Source organism: Paraburkholderia tagetis (genome assembly GCF_022213065.1).
GTDB classification, from domain to species: Bacteria; Pseudomonadota; Gammaproteobacteria; order Burkholderiales; family Burkholderiaceae; genus Paraburkholderia; species Paraburkholderia tagetis.
This window is the reverse complement of the sequence record NZ_JAKLJA010000003.1, coordinates 53,989-73,043: the sequence shown is the minus strand read 5'-3', so window position 1 is coordinate 73,043 and position 19,055 is coordinate 53,989. Positions and strand designations below refer to the sequence as shown.

General features: G+C 66.2%; 14 protein-coding genes. 4 read left to right on the top strand and 10 right to left on the bottom strand.

Annotated elements, in window-relative coordinates:
* The first annotated feature begins 197 nt into the window (after nucleotides 1-197).
* Together L5014_RS05470 and murU are read left to right on the top strand one after the other, a co-directional pair.
* Nucleotides 198-1,247, top strand: a complete 1,050-nt coding sequence (locus L5014_RS05470; protein WP_238462571.1) for an aminoglycoside phosphotransferase family protein — start codon at nucleotides 198-200, stop codon at nucleotides 1,245-1,247.
* An 84-nt stretch (nucleotides 1,248-1,331) separates the two neighbouring features.
* Nucleotides 1,332-2,039: an N-acetylmuramate alpha-1-phosphate uridylyltransferase MurU gene (murU, locus tag L5014_RS05465; RefSeq protein ID WP_238462860.1), complete on the top strand. Its 708-nt coding sequence runs from the start codon at nucleotides 1,332-1,334 to the stop codon at nucleotides 2,037-2,039.
* 55 nt (nucleotides 2,040-2,094) lie between these two features.
* On the opposite strand, the gene L5014_RS05460 is transcribed toward murU, so the two are convergent.
* A complete protein-coding gene (locus L5014_RS05460) occupies nucleotides 2,095-4,050 on the bottom strand; it encodes an ABCB family ABC transporter ATP-binding protein/permease (protein ID WP_238462570.1) in 1,956 nt (651 codons plus the stop codon).
* Between the two features lie 291 nt (nucleotides 4,051-4,341).
* Here L5014_RS05460 and L5014_RS05455 point away from each other — a divergent pair, with 291 nt between their 5' ends.
* Nucleotides 4,342-4,737: an acyl-CoA thioesterase gene (locus tag L5014_RS05455; protein ID WP_238462859.1), complete on the top strand. Its 396-nt coding sequence runs from the start codon at nucleotides 4,342-4,344 to the stop codon at nucleotides 4,735-4,737.
* 35 nt (nucleotides 4,738-4,772) lie between these two features.
* Here L5014_RS05455 and L5014_RS05450 read toward each other — a convergent pair whose 3' ends face one another.
* The 3 genes from L5014_RS05450 to L5014_RS05445 form a co-directional block, all read right to left on the bottom strand.
* Entirely contained in the window at nucleotides 4,773-7,988 is a 3,216-nt protein-coding gene (locus tag L5014_RS05450; protein WP_238462569.1) for a sensor domain-containing protein, read from the bottom strand.
* A gap of 131 nt (nucleotides 7,989-8,119) precedes the next feature.
* On the bottom strand, nucleotides 8,120-8,248 hold the full coding sequence (locus L5014_RS38575) for a hypothetical protein (protein WP_274389255.1): 129 nt from the start codon (nucleotides 8,246-8,248) through the stop codon (nucleotides 8,120-8,122).
* Complete coding sequence (locus tag L5014_RS05445; RefSeq protein ID WP_238462568.1) at nucleotides 8,245-8,739, bottom strand: nitrate reductase associated protein; 495 nt, start codon at nucleotides 8,737-8,739, stop codon at nucleotides 8,245-8,247. The genes L5014_RS38575 and L5014_RS05445 overlap by 4 nt, the downstream gene beginning before the upstream one ends.
* Nucleotides 8,740-9,054: 315 nt before the next feature.
* Here L5014_RS05445 and fdhD point away from each other — a divergent pair, with 315 nt between their 5' ends.
* On the top strand, nucleotides 9,055-9,945 hold the full coding sequence (fdhD, locus tag L5014_RS05440; RefSeq protein ID WP_420800024.1) for a formate dehydrogenase accessory sulfurtransferase FdhD: 891 nt from the start codon (nucleotides 9,055-9,057) through the stop codon (nucleotides 9,943-9,945).
* An 88-nt stretch (nucleotides 9,946-10,033) separates the two neighbouring features.
* Here the strand turns inward: fdhD and L5014_RS05435 are convergent, their stop codons facing one another.
* The 6 genes from L5014_RS05435 to L5014_RS05410 form a co-directional block, all read right to left on the bottom strand.
* Nucleotides 10,034-10,804: an enoyl-CoA hydratase gene (locus tag L5014_RS05435; protein ID WP_238462566.1), complete on the bottom strand. Its 771-nt coding sequence runs from the start codon at nucleotides 10,802-10,804 to the stop codon at nucleotides 10,034-10,036.
* Between the two features lie 123 nt (nucleotides 10,805-10,927).
* Nucleotides 10,928-12,127, bottom strand: a complete 1,200-nt coding sequence (locus L5014_RS05430; protein ID WP_238462565.1) for an acetyl-CoA C-acyltransferase — start codon at nucleotides 12,125-12,127, stop codon at nucleotides 10,928-10,930.
* Between the two features lie 34 nt (nucleotides 12,128-12,161).
* Nucleotides 12,162-14,609, bottom strand: a complete 2,448-nt coding sequence (locus L5014_RS05425) for a 3-hydroxyacyl-CoA dehydrogenase/enoyl-CoA hydratase family protein (RefSeq protein WP_238462564.1) — start codon at nucleotides 14,607-14,609, stop codon at nucleotides 12,162-12,164.
* A 194-nt stretch (nucleotides 14,610-14,803) separates the two neighbouring features.
* Nucleotides 14,804-16,591, bottom strand: coding sequence for an acyl-CoA dehydrogenase C-terminal domain-containing protein (locus L5014_RS05420; protein ID WP_238462563.1), 1,788 nt, complete (start codon nucleotides 16,589-16,591; stop codon nucleotides 14,804-14,806).
* Nucleotides 16,592-16,660: 69 nt separating this feature from the next.
* A complete protein-coding gene (locus L5014_RS05415) occupies nucleotides 16,661-17,260 on the bottom strand; it encodes a TetR/AcrR family transcriptional regulator (protein ID WP_028206015.1) in 600 nt (199 codons plus the stop codon).
* Nucleotides 17,261-17,546: 286 nt separating this feature from the next.
* A complete protein-coding gene (locus tag L5014_RS05410) occupies nucleotides 17,547-18,893 on the bottom strand; it encodes a phospholipase D-like domain-containing protein (RefSeq protein WP_238462858.1) in 1,347 nt (448 codons plus the stop codon).
* Nucleotides 18,894-19,055: the final 162 nt, after the last annotated feature.

Below are 19,055 nucleotides of genomic sequence, written 5' to 3'. Positions count from 1 at the left end.
AGAATCCGGTTCGGGGCGACGGTCGATACAGCGATCAAGGCAACTTCGCGCACAATTATTTCCAATTCATCGGACGATGGACTGGCGATAAATGCGGCGAGCGAACCGTCATGCGGGCTTTGGCGCGAGTCGCGTCAAAAAAGTCGTGGGGTATTATATGGCAAGACGTTGATCCACTGATTTTGCCTCCGGTTTTCATGACCCTCACTGCCCCGTTCTCCCCGGCCGACGCCCGCCGCGACCTGCTCGCCGCCTGGCTCGCCGGCCACGCAGAAAAATACGCTCTCGACCTCGCCACGCTCGCCCCGGCCTCCGCCGACGCGAGCTTTCGGCGCTACTTCCGCCTCGCGAGCGCGGGCAAGCACGGCGCCACGCTGATCGCCGTCGACGCACCGCCGCCCGAAAAATGCCGCGAGTTCGTACAGGTCGCGCAGTTGCTCCACGCGGCCGGCGTGCACGTGCCGCGCGTGCTGGAAGTCGATCTCGACGCCGGGCTCATGCTCGTGACCGACCTCGGCACGGCACCCTACCTCAAGGCGCTGACCGACGCGGGCCCCGGCCAGGCGGCGCGCGCACTGATGCGCGACGCCATCGACGCGCTGATCCGCTTTCAGCTCGCCTCGCGCGAGGACGTGCTCCCCGCCTTCGACGAGGCCTTCCTGCGCCGCGAGATGGAGCTCATGCCCGAGTGGTATCTGGAGCGCCACTTGGGCCGCAAGGTCGACGAAGCCACGCGCGGCGTGCTCGATCGCACCTTCGCGCTGCTGATCGCGAGCGCGCGCGCCCAGCCGCAAGTCTTCATGCTGCGCGATTTCATGCCGCGCAACCTCATGATCGCGACGCCCAACCCCGGCGTGCTGGACTTCCAGGACGCGGTCCAAGGCCCGATCACCTACGACATCGCCTCGCTGCTGCGCGACGCGTTCCTGAGCTGGGACGAGGAGTTCGAACTCGACTGCTTCGCGTACTACTGGGAGCGCGCGAAGAAGGCCGGGCTGCCGGTGGACCCGGACTTCGGCGAGTTCTACCGCCAGCTCGAATGGATGGGCCTGCAACGCCACATCAAGGTGCTGGGCCTCTTCTGCCGCATCAACTATCGGGACGCCAAGCCGCACTATATGGCCGACCTGCCGCGCTTTCTGAACTACGCGGGCAAGGTCGCGCACCGCTATCGCCCGCTGGTGCCGTTCGCGCGGCTCATCGACGAGTTGCAAGGCACGAGCGCCGACGTCGGCTACACCTTCTGATCGCGCAGGCTCTCTCCAACCCTTCATGACAAGATCGAATTCATGACGCGTGCCACTGCAACGGACACAGCGAACCGCACGGCGATGATCTTCGCCGCTGGGCGCGGCGAGCGCATGCGCCCGCTCACCGACACCTGCCCGAAGCCGCTGCTCGAAGCCGGCGGCAAGCCGCTCATCGTCTGGCAGGTCGAGCGGCTCGCCGCGGCGGGCTATACGCGCATCGTCATCAATCACGCGTGGCTCGGCGCGCGGATCGAAGCCGCGCTCGGCGACGGCGCGCGCTTTGGCGTGCAGCTGCACTACTCCGCCGAGACCGACGCGCTGGAAACCGCCGGCGGCATCGCCCAGGCGCTGCCCTTGCTGGAGCGCGCCGGCGAGCCGGCCGTGTTTCTCGCCGTGAGCGGCGACGTCCATAGCGAATACGACTTCGGCCTGCTGAATGCGCGCGCCGAGGCGCTCGCGGCGCAGCCCGAACCGGGCATGCATCTCGTGATGGTGCCCAATCCGCCCTTTCATCCGACCGGCGACTTCGCGCTCGGCGCCGACGGCCTGCTCGCGCTCGACGGCGCGCCGCGCTATACCTTCGGCAATATCGGCCTTTACGACACGCGCATGTTCCGCAGCCTGCCGCGCGGCGAGAAGTGCGCGCTCACGCCGTACTACCGCGAGGCTATTGCCGCGAAGCGCGCGAGCGGCGAACTCTTCGAGGGGCTCTGGGAGAACGTGGGTACGCCCGCGCAACTCGCGGCGCTCGACGCCGCGCTTAGTGCACGCGCCAGTGCCCGGGCTTAGCACTCGCGCTCAGTGCCTGCGCCTGGCGCCCGCGCCCGGTAGCTAGTACCTACGCTCAGTGCCCGCCGCCAGCCGGCTCGACCGCGGCCGGGTCGGCCCGGTCGGCCCGGTCGGCCTGACCTGCCTGACCCGCCTGACCCGCTTCACTCGCGCGCTGCTGCTGCAGCGCCCACATCTGCGCATAGTGGCCCTCGGCGCGCAAAAGCTCCGCATGCGTGCCGCGCTCGACGATGCGTCCGTGGTCCATCACGATAATTTGCTGTGCGTGCACGATCGTCGAGAGCCGGTGCGCGATCACGAGCGTCGTGCGCTCACGCGCGATCAAATCGAGCTCATGCTGGATCGCGCGCTCCGAGCGCGAATCGAGCGCCGAAGTCGCCTCGTCGAACAGCAAAATCGGCGGATTCTTGAGCAGCGTGCGCGCGATCGCCACGCGCTGCTTCTCGCCGCCCGAGAGCTTGAGCCCGCGCTCGCCCACCGGCGTGTCATAGCCCTTCGGCAGGCTCTCGATGAACGCGTGAATGTGCGCCGCGCGCGCCGCCGCGATCACTTCCTCGCGGCTCGCCTCGGGCCGGCCGTAGGCAATGTTGTAGTAGATCGAATCGTTGAAGAGCACCGTGTCCTGCGGCACGATGCCGATCGACGCGCGCAGCGAATCCTGTGTCACCTCGCGAATGTCCTGGCCGTCGATCGTGATCGCGCCGCCGCCGCTGGAATTCCCCTTGTCGCCCGGCGCTTTGTCGAGATCGTAGAAGCGGAACAAGAGGCGCGAGAGCGTGGACTTGCCCGAGCCGCTGTGGCCCACGACCGCCGTCGTCGTGCCCGCCGCAATGGTGAAGCTCACGTCGTGCAGGATCTGGCGCGCCGGCTCGTAGGCGAAATTCACGTGCGTGAAGCGCACCTCGCCGCCACGCACCGCGAGCGGCGGCGCGCCCGGCGCATCGGGCACCTCGTGCGCAACGGTCAGCAGGTTGAACATGCGGTCCATGTCGGTGAGGCTCTGCTTGAGCTCGCGATACACCACGCCGAGAAAATTCAGCGGAATGTAGAGCTGCAACATGAAGGTGTTGATGAGCACAAGGTCGCCCAGCGTGAGCTTGCCCGCCATCACGCCCTGGGTCGCGCGCCACAGAATGAACACGAGCCCCGTGCCGATGATCGCCTGCTGCCCGAAGTTCAGCGCCGAAAGCGACTGCTGCGACTTGATCGCCGCCTTGCGATAACGGCGCAGGTTCTCGTCGTAGCGCTGCGTCTCCCACGCTTCGTTGCCGAAGTACTTCACCGTCTCGTAGTTGATGAGCGAATCGATTGCCCGCGAGTTCGCGCGCGAATCGAGCTCGTTCATCGTGCGGCGAAAATGCGTGCGCCACTCGGTCACCTTCACAGTGAAGACGATGTACGCCGCCAGCGCCGTGAGCGTGACGAGCGCGTAGTACGCCTCGTATTTCACCGTGAAAAAGCCCAGCACGAGGCCCACTTCGACGAGCGTGGGCAAGATGCTGTAGAGCGAGTACGAGATGAGCTGCGTGATGCCGCGCGTGCCGCGCTCGATGTCGCGCGACATGCCGCCGGTCTGGCGCTCGAGATGAAAGCGCAACGAAAGCGAATGCAGATGGCGGAACACCTTGAGCGCGAGCTGGCGCACGGCGCTCTCCGTCACCTTCGAAAAGAGCATCTCGCGCAGCTCGGTGAACAGCGACGTCGAAAGACGCACCACCGCGTAGGCCACCACGAGGAGCCCCATGCCGCTCATCAGCACGATGCCGGGCGCGTGCTCGGCGCGTCCGAGCGCGGTGAGGTGCTGCACGGCCGCGAGATTGTCGACGATGTGCTTCATCACCACCGGCACGCCGAGATTGGCGACCTTCGCGCCGATCAGGCACGAGAGCGCGAACGCCACGCGCCACTTGTAGGCGGTGAGGTACGGCAGCAGCGAAACGATGGTCTGCCAGTCATTGCGCGGCCCGGTGGCGGGCGGCGCGGGTTCATTGGAAGCAGGAAAGCGGCGCATGGGCGAGCGGCTATGAACGTGCCGCTGTTGCGCGCCCTAAGAGTCGAGGGCGCGCGCGGGCAGCACGGCGTATTGTTGGGGGAGTGGAAGACGGGTTCCGGGCGCGCCGGAGCAAGACTGGGCGGCGTTCTGGCCGCCCCGCTGCGCCTGCTGCTTTCCCGTACAATTCCTGACACCGTATTGTCGCAGAAGGCAGCACGCGCCGCTGACGGCCGCCGGGCGCTGCCACTGGGCCATGCCCCCGCCATGCAACCCCGGCCCCGCAACCCCAGCCCTTTTCATGGACCCCCGATGACCGACTCCTTCCCGCTCCCCCAGAAGTCGCCCGCGCTGCGCGTCGTGCCGCAGCCCTCCGACGCCAACGTCCACGGCGACGTGTTCGGCGGCTGGATCATGTCGCAGGTCGACATCGCCGGCTCGATCCCGGCGAGCCGCCGCGCCAACGGCCGCGTCGCGACCGTCGCGGTGAACTCGTTCTTGTTCAAGCAGCCGGTGTTCGTCGGCGACCTGCTGAGCTTTTACGCCGATATCGTCAAGACCGGCACGACCTCGGTGACCGTCGAAGTCGAGGTTTACGCCCAGCGCATGCGTCTGGCCGATGAAGTCGTGAAGGTCACCGAAGCGACGCTCACCTACGTGGCCACCGGCTCGGACCGCCGCCCGCGACCGCTGCCAGCGGTCGAATAAGAACCGGGGCGCGCGGCCGGCCCCCGTTTCCCGCATCAGGCAGGCCACGCGAGGCCCGCGCCCTCCTCGTACGCCACGCTCGCGCTCAACAGTTCCGCGGCTTCCGACCCCGGCATCGGCGGCGCGAAGAAATACCCTTGCAATTCGTCGCACGCGCGCTCGCGCAGGAACGCGAACTGTTGCGACGTCTCCACCCCTTCGGCGATCACCTGCAACCGCAGCTCGTGCGCGAGCGCGATGATGGCGGCGGTGATGGTCTCGTCATCGCTGCTGTTGCCGATGTCCGCCACAAACGAGCGGTCGATCTTGAGCCGGTCCACCGGCAGCCGCTTCAGATAGCTCAGGCTCGAATAGCCGGTGCCGAAGTCGTCGATGGCAATGCCCACGCCCGCTTCGTGCAGCGCGTTGAGCATCGACACCGCCTCCTCCGTATTGCGCATCAGCGTGCTTTCGGTCAGCTCGACTTCGAGCCAGCACGGATCGAGCCCCGTCTCCTGAAGCACACCCTTGACCAGCTCGGTGATGTCGCGCTGGTGGAACGTCTTCGCCGAAAAATTCACCGAAACGCGCACGGGCGGCAGCCCGGCGTCCTGCCACGCGCGGTTCTGCCGGCACGCCTCGCGCAGCACCCAGTCGGAAAGCGGGCCGATCAGGCCGCTTTCCTCGGCAACGGGAATGAACTGCGCCGGCGACACGAGCCCCACCTCGGGATCGTTCCAGCGCACGAGCGCCTCCATGCCCACGACGCGCCCGCCCTCGATTTCCACCTGCGGCTGGTAGTGGAGCAGGAATTCGCCGTCGCGCAGCGCACGGCGCAAGCGCCGCTCGAGATTCATGCGCGCGCCCGCGCTCGCGTTCATCTCTGGCTGATAGAACTGGAACGTATTGCGGCCCAGCTCCTTCGCACGGTACATCGCGACATCGGCCTTCTTGAGCAGCGTCTCGGCGTCGTTGCCGTCCTGCGGGTAGACGCTCGCGCCCATGCTGCAACCGACGCAGAGCTCGGTGCCGTCGATCCATATCGGCTCCGAGATCATCGAGCGCGCGCGCTCCATCCAGCCGATCAGCACCTTTTCGTCGATGGTGTCGGTCAGCACGATCACGAACTCGTCGCCGCCGTGGCGCGCGACGGTGTCGCTCGTGCGCGTACAGCGCGTAAGCCGCTCGGCCACCACGCCCAGCAGGCGGTCGCCCACGCTATGGCCGAGGCTGTCGTTGACGTTCTTGAAGCCGTCGAGGTCGATGAACACCACGGCCACGCCGCGCTCGTGGCGCTGCGCCGAAACGAGCGCCTGCTGGAGGCGGTCGCGCAGCAGGTTGCGGTTGGGCAGTTGCGTGAGGCTGTCGTAATTGGCCTGGTATTCGAGCTGCTCCTGATAGCGGATCAGCTCGGTCACGTCGTTGATGATGCCGATGTGATGCGTAATGCGCCCGTCGAGATCGGGCACCGGCGCGATCAGCAACTGGTTCCAGAAGAGCGCGCCGTCCTTGCGGTAGTTGCGCAGCACGGCGCTCACTTCGCGGTTCGAGAGCAGCGCCTGGCGAATGGCGATGAGCCCTTCCTGGTCGCGGTCGTCGCGTTGCAGGAAGCGGCAGTCCCGACCGATCACCTCGGCCGGATCGTAGCCGGTGATGCGACGAAACGACGGATTCGCGTATTCAATCAGGTTGCTGCCGTCCGGCCCCGGCGCGGTGATCAGGATCGCGTTGACGCAGGCGTCGAGCGCCCGGCTCTGCAGGCGCAGCGCGAGGTCGGCGCGCTTGCTCTCGGTGGTGTCCGAGTAGCTGCCGAGCACGCCCATCACGCGGCCGTCGCCATCGAGCAGCGGCAGCTTGCTCGTGAGCGTGGTGCGGTGCAGGCCGTCGATCGTCAGCTCTTCTTCGAAATTGATGCGCGGCAGGCCCGACTCGATCACGTCGCGGTCCTGCGCATGCCAGGCGTCCGCATAGGCGCGCCACGGCAACTCGTCGTCGGTCTTGCCGACGATCTGCTCGGGGTAAGCGAGGCCCGCGTCGCGCGCAAACGTCATGTTGCAGCCGAGATAGCGCGATTGCGCGTCCTTCCAGAAGATCCGCTGCGGGATGTTGTCGATCACCGTCTCGAGCATCTGGTTGGAGCGCTGCGCCTCGACTTCGGCCTTGATCTGCTCGGTCACGTCGTCGGCGAGCACGAACACTGCCGCGCGGCCCTGGAACATGAGCGAATGGTGCGAAATGTCGGCGGTGATGAACGAGCCGTCACGCCGCACATGGCGCCAGATGCCGGCCATCGTGCGCACATTCTGCGTGAGCGTGTCCGAGCGCGCGAGATGCTGCTCGAGCCGCGCGATGTCGTCGGCCGGGCGGATATCGCGGATCGTCATCGCGAGAAATTGCTCCTCGCTGTAGCCGTATTGCTGGATCGCCGCCGCGTTGACGGCGAGAAAGCGCAGCGTTTCGCGGTCGAACACGTACATCGGCACCGGATGGGCGTCGAACAAGCCCTGGAAGCGGTCGTTGCGCGCACGCACGCCGGCGAGCGCACGCAGCTTTTTGCGCGCGGCGCTCTCGCGTGCGCCAAAGGTGTAGATGAGCAGCGCCGCGCCCGAGAGCATCGTCACGATCAGGAGAATCGACGCGCGGCGGCCCATGCTGGACGACTCGGCGAACGTGCCGGCGAGCGCGCGATCCTGCTCGTCCTGCAAGGCCGAGAGCATGGCGTCGACACGGTCGACGCGCGCATCGAAATGGATATATTCGCTGGCGATCCACGACGCCACGCCGGCCGGCGCGGCATTCGTGACGAGCGGTTGCGCGGGAACGCCCGATGCCGCCAAAGCTTGCTCTGCGCTAGCCTGCACACGGGCGTCGGCGACCCGCTCCTGTGCACGCGAGAGCGTTTCATCGATCTCGCCGGCAAGCCGCGTGGCTCGTGCCGCCACGTCGTCAAAGCGCTGCACCAGCGCGGGGTCGCCGGCCAGCTCGGCGTGCAATGTCTGTGCCGTATCGCCCAGCTCCGCAGCACGGGCCTCGCGCGCGCCGGGCGACTCCATTGCGCCGTCGGCCTCGACGCGGCCAAGCGCGGCAAGGCCGCTGCCCAGCGCACTGCGCAAGCGATCCAGATCCTGGCGCACGCGCGCGGCTTGCGCGGCCCGCAGGTCGATCTCGCGCTGCGCGCCAATCTGCGCCCAGGCCACGAAAGCATTTGCGCCCACGGCAGCCGCAACGACCAGCAGGTTGATGAGGTGCCGCTTCGAGTAATGAAGATTCATGAATGCCGAACGTCGTTCGTCCCCGTGCGGCGGGCACGGAAAGACTGCTTACGACCTGCGCGACAGGCTGGCGCGCAGACGCGCCGGCGCGAATGCGCCATTCCGTATAACGGCATGCAGCGGCAAGTCCTTTAGGAAAATGCGCGAGGACCCCGCGCGGCGCGGCTCGCGATGTGGCGCATGGTATGGCTCATGTTGCCGCTCGTGTTGTCGTGCCGCTCGGGGTGCCGCTCGGGGTGCCGCTCGGGGTGGCCGCTCATGGCGCCGCCTGACGCGGCCCGGCCAGCCCGAACTCCTGCATCGCCGGAACGAAGTCGTGATTCGCCTCGGGCTTGCGCGCGAGCTTGGTCAGCACGTAGCGCTGGAACGGCGCGAGCCGGGCCCAGTCCTCCACGCCCGGTGCACGCAGATTCGCGAGCGCCGCCTGATTCGCGATGCCGCCCGGCACGGTATTGGCGTCCCGCCACGCGGGCGCTTCCTCGGGGGCGAACCATTCGGGCTCGACGTTGGCATGCGTGCGCAGCATCTCGAAGAGCGCGTGATCGAAATTCGGCTCGATCTCGGTGTCCTCGTCGACGGGAAAACGTGCCAGCAGGCGGCGGTCTTCGTAGGGCAGGAGTTGCCACTGCGCGAGCGAGATGCGCAGCCCGAAGCGATCCAGATTGAAGCGCACGCACATGGGGATGAAGGTGAGGTCTTCCGACGATTCGACCTCGTAATGGAACAGCAGCGGAGCTTCGTTCAATGCCATGGCGTTATCCTCGCGATGCGGGTACCTCCGGGCGAAAAGCCGGATGAAAAGCTGGACGACAGCGAAAGGCGCCCGCTTGAGGTATTTTAGAACCTTCCGCGTCAAGAGCATCCCCATGCGGCCTGGGAAGATACCCCGGCAACCCGGCGTTGCGCGCCGCACAAGTACGCACAAGTACGCACCAGCGCGCACGACTACGCATTTGTGCGCACCAGCGCGCGCCAGGCTACCCCGGACCCACGGACCCACCGCTGCACGCCACGACGCACAAGGATTTGATGGAGCCCTCGCTTGAATTCCCGCCCGAACCCTGATTTGCCCACCACGCCAGCCGCCGCGCCGAATCCGCTGGAAACCGAAGGCCAGCCCGGCGCCGTCGAGCTGCGCGTGCACCGCCATCGCGGCGGCACGGTAGAAACGCTTGCCGATCACGTGGGCCAGGAATGGCCCGTCGCGCTCGTCTTCAACGGCATCTCGCACGCGGTCATGATGTGCACGCCGCGCGACCTCGAAGCGTTCGCCGTGGGCTTTGCCATCTCGGAAGGCATCGTCGGGCGCAACGCCGATATCCAGGACATCGAAGTCTTCTGGTACGCCAAGCCGGATTCGGCCGATCTGCCGCACGCCGAGGTCCATCTCACGGTCGTGCAGCAGGCGTTCGTCGAGTTGAAGGAAAAGCGCCGGGCCCTTGCCGGGCGCAGCGGCTGCGGGGTGTGCGGCATCGAGAGCATCGATTTGCTCGATCTCGAGCCGGAAACCGTGCCCGACACGGGCTTTCTCGGGCGCCTAGCGCCGGATGCCATCGCGCGCGCCGCCCGCGAGCTGCCGCAGCATCAGGCGCTCACGAAGCTCACGGGCGGCCTGCATGCGGCCGCCTGGTGCGATGCGAGCGGCGCGATCCTGCGCGCGTTCGAAGACGTGGGCCGCCACAACGCGCTCGACAAGCTCATCGGCCAACTGGTGATCGAGCGCGCCGACACGCAGCAGGGTTTCGTGTTCCTCTCGAGCCGTGCGAGCTACGAGCTGGTGCGCAAGGCCGCGCGGGTGGGCATCCCGATGGTGGCGACCATCTCGGCGCCCTCCACGCTGGCCATCGCCATCGCGAAGCGCGCTGGACTGCGGCTCGTGAGCTTCTGCCGCGAGTCCGGCTATGTCGATTACGACACGGCGTCAAATGCCGTGCCGGACGCCGGCCAAGCCACCTGAGCCACCTCCGCCACCTCCGCCACCTCCGCCACCTCCGAGCCACCCAGGCCGGCCAGGCCGGCTAAACCGCGCGCCGCAGCGCCTCGCCTCAGTCGAACTGGCGGAAGTCCGGCTTGCGCTTTTCCAGGAAGGCAGTGAACGCCTCGCGCGCTTCGGGCGCGAGCAGCCGCGTGCCGAAGTGCACCGACTCCTCGCTGATCTGCGTCTTGATCTCGTGCTCGCTCGCGCGCTTCATGAGCGCCTTGGTCACGCGCAGCGACGCAGCGGGCAGCGCGACGAGCTTCGCCAGTTGGGCGCTCACGAACGCATCGAGTTCGGCGGCGGGCAGCACGCGATTCACGAAGCCCATGCGATGCGCCTCTGCCGCGTCGAACGTTTCGCCCAGCAGCAGCTTTTCCGCCGCGCCCTGGTAGCCCGCCACGCGCGGCAGCAACAGCGACGAAGCCGCCTCCGGGCACAGCCCGAGCTGCGCAAACGGCATGGCGAAGCGGGCGGTATCGGCCACATAGACCATATCGCAATGCAGCAGCAAGGTCGTGCCCACGCCGATGGCAGCACCCGCCACCGCTGCGACGAGCGGCTTCTCGAAGGTCGAGATGGTGCGCAGAAAATGGATCACAGGCGAATCACCGCCGGTGGGCGGACTCTTCAGGAAGTCCTCGATATCGTTGCCCGCCGTGAAGATTTCGGCGTGGCCGCGCAGCAGCACGGCGCGCACGGCGGCGTCCTCTTGCGCCGAAGCGAGCGCCTCGGCCATCGCCTGGTACATCGCGGGTGTCAGCGCGTTCTTGCGCTCGGGCCGGTTGATGGTGATCGTCAGCACGCCGTTCTCGCGTGCGATCAGGATTTCGTTGCTCATGGGGTTGTCTCCAGTTTCAATCCGGGCTCGACGCCGTTGCTAACCTGATACGAAAAACGGCCCGCAGACCGCGAAGCCTGCGAACCGTGTCGATAACGCCTATGCACTAAAAGCACGAAGCACTTACAGCCGCTCGATGATGCCCGCCGCGCCCATGCCGGTGCCGACGCACATCGTCACCATGCCGTACTTGTAGTTGCGGCGGCGCAGCCCGTGCACGACCGTCGAAGCGCGGATCGCGCCCGTCGCGCCGAGCGGGTGGCCCAGCGCAATCGCGCCGCCGAGCGGGTTGATCTTCGAAGGATCGAGACCGAGGTCCTGGATCACCGCCAGCGACTGCGCGGCAAACGCCTCGTTGAGCTCGATCCAGTCGAGATCGTCCTGCTTCAGGCCCGCGGCCTTCAGCGCAGCCGGAATCGCTTCCTTCGGGCCGATGCCCATGATCTCCGGCGGCACGCCGCGCACCGCGAAGCTCACGAAGCGCGCGAGCGGCGTGAGGTTGAACTGCTTGAGCATCTTCTCGGAGACGACGATCAGTGCGCCCGCGCCATCCGAAGTCTGCGAGCTGTTGCCAGCCGTGACCGAGCCCTTGTTCGCGAAAACCGGGCGCAGCCTGGCGAGGCCTTCGAGCGAGGTCTCCGCACGCGGGCCTTCGTCGAGCTCGATCAGGCGCTCCTTCACCTTCACCTCGCCCGTGGCGAGATCCGGGAAACGCTCGATCAGGGTGTACGGCGCGATCTCGTCCTTGAACTCGCCCGCCTGTTGCGCGGCCAGCGCGCGGCGATGCGACTCCACCGAGAACGCGTCCTGCGCCTCGCGGCTCACCTTCCAGCGCTCCGCGACCTTCTCGGCCGTGAGGCCCATACCGTAAGCAATCCCAACGTCTTCGCTGCGATCGAAGATATGCGGCGAGAGCGACGGCTTGTTGCCCATCATCGGCACCATGCTCATCGACTCGCAGCCGCCCGCGATCATCGCATCGGCTTCGCCCACGCGGATGCGGTCCGCAGCCATGGCGAGCGCCGTGAGACCCGACGCGCAAAAACGATTGACGGTCACGCCGCCCACGCTCTGCGGCAATCCCGCGAGCAACGCGCCGATGCGCGCCACGTTCAGCCCCTGCTCCGCCTCGGGAATCGCGCAACCGACGATGGCGTCTTCGATCACTTTGGTGTCGAGACCCGGCACCTGCGCAACCGCCGACTTGATCGCGTGCACCAGCAGCTCGTCGGGGCGGGTGTTCCTGAACACGCCGCGCGGCGCCTTGCCGATGGGCGTGCGGCTCGCGGCGACGATGTATGCGTCCTGCAACTGTTTGCTCATCTGTAACTCCGATCCGTTTATCGTGCCGTGCCGCTTAGTTGCGCACCGGCTTGCCGGTCTGCAGCATGCCCATAATGCGTTCCTGTGTTTTCTGCGTGCCGAGCAGGTCGACGAAGGCGCGGCGCTCGAGCGTGAGCAGCCATTCCTCGTCGACGAGGCTGCCTGCCTCGACGTCGCCGCCGCACACCGCATGCGCGATGCGGCTCGCGATCAGGAAGTCGTGGTCGCTGATGAAGCGGCCATCGCGCATGTTCACGAGCGACGCCTTGATGGTCGAGATCGCCGAGCGGCCCGCGACCGGAATCCGCGTCGCGCGCAGCGGCGGACGGTAACCGGCCGCGCTCAGTGCGCGCGCTTCCTTCTTCGCCGTGTCGAGCAACTCGAACACGTTGAAAACGATGGTGTCCGAGGGCTTCAGATAACCCATCGCGCGCGCTTCGAGCGCCGATCCCGAGACCTTGGCCATCGCCGCGTTCTCGAACGACTTCTGGAGGAATTTGAGCAGGTCGCTCGGCGCCGCGCCAACCGCTTGCGCCGCGTCCGCCGCGCGCAGCGCCGCTTCCTTCAGGCCGCCGCCCGCGGGCACGAGACCCACGCCTACTTCCACGAGGCCGATATAGCTCTCGATGTGCGCAACGCGCTTGGCGCTATGCAGCATGATTTCGCAGCCGCCGCCGAGCGCGATGCCCGAGACCGCCGCCACCACCGGCACATTCGCGTACTTCACGCGCAGCATGGTGTCCTGGAACTTCTTCACGAACGGCTCGATGCCCTTGGCTCCCCCCATCATGAACGCGGGCATGGCTTCTTCGAGGTTCGCGCCTGCCGAGAACGGGCCACCTGGCGCCCCGAGCTTCAGCGACGTGGGTTGCCAGATCACGACGCCCTTGTAGCCGTCTTCAGCGATGTCGATGGCCTTCACGAGCGAGTCGAGCACGCCCGGGCCCATCGTGTTCATCTTGCTCTTGTACGAGACGATGACGACATCGTCCTCGCCTGCGCGATCGTCGACCCAGGCGCGCAGGTGCTCGTTCTCGAACAGCGTCTTGCCGAAGGTCTTCGGATCGCGAACCTGGTCCCCCGTTTCACCATGGAGTGCAGCGCGGAACACCTGACGCTCGTACACCGGCAGATTCAAGCGCGGCACGAAACGCGACTCAGCGGGCGACCACGAGCCTTCAGCGCCATGCACGCCGCCGTTCGCCGCGACCGCACCGTCGAACACCCATGCGGGCAGCGGTGCGTTCGAGAGCGCCTTGCCCGCGTCGATGTCTTCCTTCACCCACTCGGCCACCTGCTTCCAGCCCGCGGCCTGCCAGCCTTCGAACGGCCCTTCGTTCCAGCCGAAACCCCAGCGAATCGCGAGATCGACATCGCGCGCGTTGTCCGCAATCGACGCCAGATGCACGCCGATGTAATGGAACACGTCGCGGAAAATCGACCAGAGGAACTGCGCCTGCGGGTGCTGCGTCTCGCGCAGCAGCTTCAGGCGCTCGGCGGGCGGACGCTTGAGGATGCGGCCGACGATTTCATCGGCCTTCGCGCCGCCGTCCACGTACTCGCCCGTGTTGCCGTCGAGCACCTTGATCGCCTTGCCTTCCTTGCGATAGAAGCCGCCGCCCGTCTTCTGGCCGAGCGCGCCCTTCTGCACGAGTGCGGCGAGTACCGCCGGCGTCTCGTAGACCGGGAAGAACGGATCGTCCTTGAGGTTGTCCTGCATCGTCCTGATGACGTGCGCCATGGTGTCGAGACCGACAACATCAGCAGTCCGGAACGTCGCCGACTTCGCACGGCCCAGGCGGCTGCCCGTGAGGTCGTCGACTTCGTCGAAGCGCAGACCGAACTTCTTCGCCTCCGCGATCACCGCGAGGATCGAGAAAATACCCACGCGGTTCGCGATGAAGTTCGGCGTATCCTTCGCGCGCACCACGCCCTTGCCCACCACGCTCGTCAAGAACGATTCGAGCTGGTCGAGAATGGCGGGCTGCGTATGCGTCGTCGGGATCAGCTCGACGAGGTGCATGTAGCGCGGCGGATTGAAGAAGTGCACGCCGCAAAAGCGCGCCTTCAGCGCATCGTCGAAGCCGTGCGAGAGTTCGGTGATCGACAGACCCGAGGTGTTGGTCGCGAAGATCGCGTTCGGAGCGATATGCGGCGCGACCTTCTTGTAGAGATCGTGCTTCCAGTCCATGCGCTCGGCGATCGCTTCGATCACCACGTCGCATTGCGCGAGCCTGGCGATGTCGTCTTCGTAGTTCGCGGGCGTGATGTACTGCGCGTCGTCCTTCACACCGAACGGCGCGGGCGAGAGCTTCTTGAGGTTCTCGATCGCCTTGAGCGCGATGGCGTTTTTCGGGCCTTCCTTCGCGGGCAGATCGAACAGCAGCACGGGCACGCGCGCGTTGATCAGGTGCGCTGCGATCTGCGCGCCCATCACGCCGGCGCCGAGCACGGCCACCTTGCGAATATTCAGATTGCTCACGTTGTTCCTCCAGCGGATATGCAATGTCGAGCGGATTGAGGAGTCTGCGCGACGCCCGGCGTGGTTGTTCTTCTAGCCGTAAGCGCCGCGTCCGGGCGTTTGGTGATTCGATGTCGATGCGATGTCGATGTTGATGTCGGCGGCCATGGCACGCGCTCCGCGAAAGCGATGAGCGCGCACCGTGCGCCTCGCGCTTAGAACAGCGCTTCGTCGACTTCCATCAGCGTCTTCGAGCCCGCGCGCGCCTGGCGGATCGCGGTGGCCGTTTCGGGCAGGAGCTTCGCAAAGTAGAAGCGCGCCGTGGCCAGCTTCGACTTGTAGAACGGATCGCCCGAGCTTTCCTTGTCGAGCGCGATGCGCGCCATGCGCGCCCAGAAGTACGCGAACACGAGGTGGCCCGCCGTGCGCAGGTACGGCACCGCGGCCGCGCCCACTTCGTCGGGGTTCTGCATCGCCTTCATGCCGATTTCCATCGTGAGCTTCTGCATCTTGTCGCCAAGGTCGGCGAGCGGATTCACGAACTCCTGCATCTCCGGCTTGATGCCTTCGGCCTCGACGAAATCCGTCACGAGCTTGCCGAACTTCTTGAGCTTCGCGCCCATGTCGCCGAGCACCTTGCGGCCGAGCAGGTCGAGCGACTGGATCGTGTTGGTGCCTTCGTAGATCTGGTTGATGCGCGCGTCGCGCACGTACTGCTCCATGCCCCACTCGGCGATGAAGCCGTGACCGCCGAACACCTGCATGCCGAGGTTGGTGGACTCGAAGGCGTTATCGGTGAGGAAAGCCTTGATGATCGGCGTGAGCAGCGCCACGAGATCGGCCGCTTCCTTGCGCTCGCCTTCGTCGCCGTGCGAGAGCTCCTTGTCGATTTGCAGCGCGGACCAGTAGGTGAAGGCGCGCGCCCCCTCGGCCCAGGCCTTCTGCGTGAGCAGCATGCGGCGCACGTCCGGATGCACGATGATCGGGTCCGCAGCCTTTTCGGGCGCCTTCGGGCCGGTCAGCGAGCGCATCTGCAAGCGCTCCTTCGCATAGACGAGCGAGTTCTGGTAGGCAACTTCGGTGAGGCCGAGGCCTTGCATGCCGACGCCCAGACGTGCGGCGTTCATCATCACGAACATGGCGTTCAAGCCCTTGTTCGGCTCACCCACCAGCCAGCCCTTCGCGCCGTCGAGATTCATCACGCAGGTCGCGTTGCCGTGAATGCCCATCTTGTGCTCGATCGAGCCGCACTTGATGCCATTACGTGCGCCCGGCTCGCCCGCTTCGGTCGGCACGAACTTCGGCACGACGAAGAGCGAAATGCCCTTGGTTCCCGGAGGCGCGTCGGCCAGGCGTGCGAGCACAAGGTGGACGATGTTCTCGGCCATGTCGTGCTCACCGCTCGAGATGAAGATCTTCGTGCCGGTGATCGCGTACGAGCCGTCGCCCAGCGGTTCGGCTTTGGTGCGCAGGATGCCGAGGTCGGTGCCGCAGTGCGGCTCGGTCAGGCACATCGTGCCGGTCCAGATGCCTTCCACGAGCTTCGGCAGATAGGTCTTCTGCAACTCGGGCGTGCCGTGCGCGTGCAGGCACTCATAGGCGCCGTGCGAAAGACCCGGATACATGGTCCACGCCTGGTTTGCCGAGTTGAGCATCTCGTAGAGCGCGTTGTTCACGAACGCGGGCAGGCCCTGGCCGCCGTATTGGGGATCGCAGCCGAGCGCCGGCCAGCCGGCCTCGACATATTGCTTGTACGCTTCCTTGAAGCCCGTCGGCGTGGTCACGACGCCGTCACCGGTGTAGGTGCAGCCTTCGCGGTCGCCGACCTGGTTCAGCGGAAACAGCACCTCCGAGCAGAACTTGCCGGCTTCTTCGAGCACCTGGTTGATGGTGTCGGCATCGAGGTCGGCGTGCTTCGGCATCTGCTTGACTTCGCCTTCCACGTTCAGCAGTTCGTGCAGGACGAATTGCATGTCGCGCAGCGGCGCGGTGTACTGTCCCATGTCTTCTCTCCCAAGTTTGAGCTTCGGACCTTTCGCGCGCCGCCGCGACATCGATGTTGCGCTCGGGTGCTACTGGGTCTCGCTCTGATACGAAACAATCAATTTCTCGAACGCGGCCCACGTATGCTCGACCGCGTCCGGCAGGTGCAGGAAGCGGCCGTCATGATGCAGGCCGAGCGTCACGCTATACAGTTCGAAGAGCATCAGCGCGGGATCGGTCTCCTTGCGCAAATGGCCTTCTTCAATTGCCTGCGAAATGGCCCTCAAGAGCGCCGCGCGCCACATCGACACGCTCGCGACCAAGGTCTCGCGCACCTGGCTGTCCGCGCGGTCGTCGTACTCGACGGCCCCGCTGATGTAGATGCAGCCGGTCGTGACTTCGTGAATGCGCTTCTCGAACCAGCGCGACAGCATCGCACGCAGACGCGGCAAACCACGTGGTTCTCGCAGGCTCGGAAAGAAGACTTCTTCCTCGAATCTGCGGTGGTACTCGCGCACCACCTCGACCTGCAGGTCTTCGCGCGACCCGAAGTGCGCGAAGACGCCACTCTTGCTCATCTGCATGCGCTCGGCGAGCAGGCCGATGGTGAGTCCTTCCAGTCCATCGCGACCTGCCAGGTCGAGTGCTGCATCCAGAATGGCGGCTCGTGTCTGTTCGCCTTTTCGCATAGCTTTATTTACCGTAACGATGAAGCCGAGATGCTCGCATCCGTTCTTGGCGTCCGACTTTGGCATCTGACGTCGACAACCGCTGCGCACATCTGGGCCGGAATGAAATCGAACGGCCGTACTATTATTGAAGACGACCGCTCGCGAAAACAAGAACTTTATTAGAAACCGATTTCTAGCCGGCACTCTAATTCTCGGGCATCGGACGCCACGCACAAGCGAACATTTCTCGATTGCAAGCGTGACGATTCGTATGGCAGGCGCGCATGCCCGGGCAATGGCGGACCTAGTCGTAACCGCCCACGGTGAGGAGTTTCATGGTCGCGCGATAGAACGACCACGCCAGCCAGTTCAGCGCGCGCACGTGCCAGGGCCGCGCCTCGTAGCGGGCCCGGTCGATCTGCGGGGAGCCCTCGAACGCGCCAAGGATGGCGTCGCGCAGTTGCAGGATTTCCGGATGCCGCACGAGCAGCACGTTGGCCTCGTTGTTGAGCACGAGGGAGAGCGCATCGAGATTCGAAGAGCCGACGGTCGCCCAGCTCGAATCGACCACGGCGACCTTGCCGTGCAGCATGGTTCTCTCGTACTCGGCGATCTGCACGCCGGCGCTCAGCAACTGGTGGTAGAGGAACGGCACGCCGTAATCGAGCACCACGAACTCTTTTCGTCCGATCAAAAGCTTGACGGCCACGTCGCGCTCCGCCGCTTCGAGGAGTGCGCGGCGCAGCCGCCGGCCCGGCATGAAGTACGGGTTGGCGAGCAGCACTTCCTTGCGCGCCTCGCCAATGGCGTCGAGATAAGCCTTCTCGATCGCGCGCCGGTTCACGACGTTGTCGCGCGCGACGAACGCCACGCAGGGCACATGCGCCGCGCGCGGGTCGCGCACGCTCGCGCGCAGGCGCTCGCGCAAGCGCGCAAACAGACGCCCCGCAGGCCCCGAGCGCACGGTGGGTGCGAGCGCGCGCAACGCGTCGTCGACGATCTGGGTGGAGCGCGCGATCGTGTGCCCGGTCGGATGCGGCGCCATATAGCCCGCGCTCGCAGGCACACCGGGCGAAAATGTGCCCGGCGGCAGCGGCGGCTGATGGCCGAGCCGGATGCGCCGCCATTGCTGCTCGAACGCCACGCGCACGTCCACCACCACGGGCCCGTGCAGCCCGACGGCGAAATCCCAGCGCGGATACGGCAGCGTCCTGCCGTCCTGCTTGAGGTCGTCGACCACGTTGATGCCGCCGCACGACGCGTACTGGTCGTCGATCACGGCCAGCTTGCGATGCGTGCGCGAAAAGCCGAAGCGCCCGAAGATATGCGGGTTGTAGACGCGATGCTCGATGCCGGCGGCGGGCCAGGTATCGAAGAGCGCGAGATGGGGCGAGCCGATGCCATCGGTGATCACACGCACGCGCACGCCGCGCCGCGCCGCGCGCACGAGCGCCTCGGAGAGCGCCCGGCCGAGGTCGTCGTCGCAGAAGATATAGGTTTCGAGGACGACATCGCGCGTGGCGGCGTCGATGGACTCGATCATGGCCCCGAAGAGGTCCGCGCCCGAGCAGAACAGGCGCACCGCGTTGCCGCTCGTGAAGCGGTAGCGCGAACGATAGCGCCGGCCCAGCAGCGCATCGCGCAGGCGCATGACGTGCTGCGAGTCGGTGCCGGCGGTGCTGCTGTCGGTGCTGCTCCCGGCGCTGTTTTCGGCGCTGTTTTCGGCATGATTGCCTGCACGATTCCCGGCACCGCTGCCCGTGCTGTCGTCTGCACCGCTGCCGCGATCGTTGCCGCGATCGGTGCCGCGGTC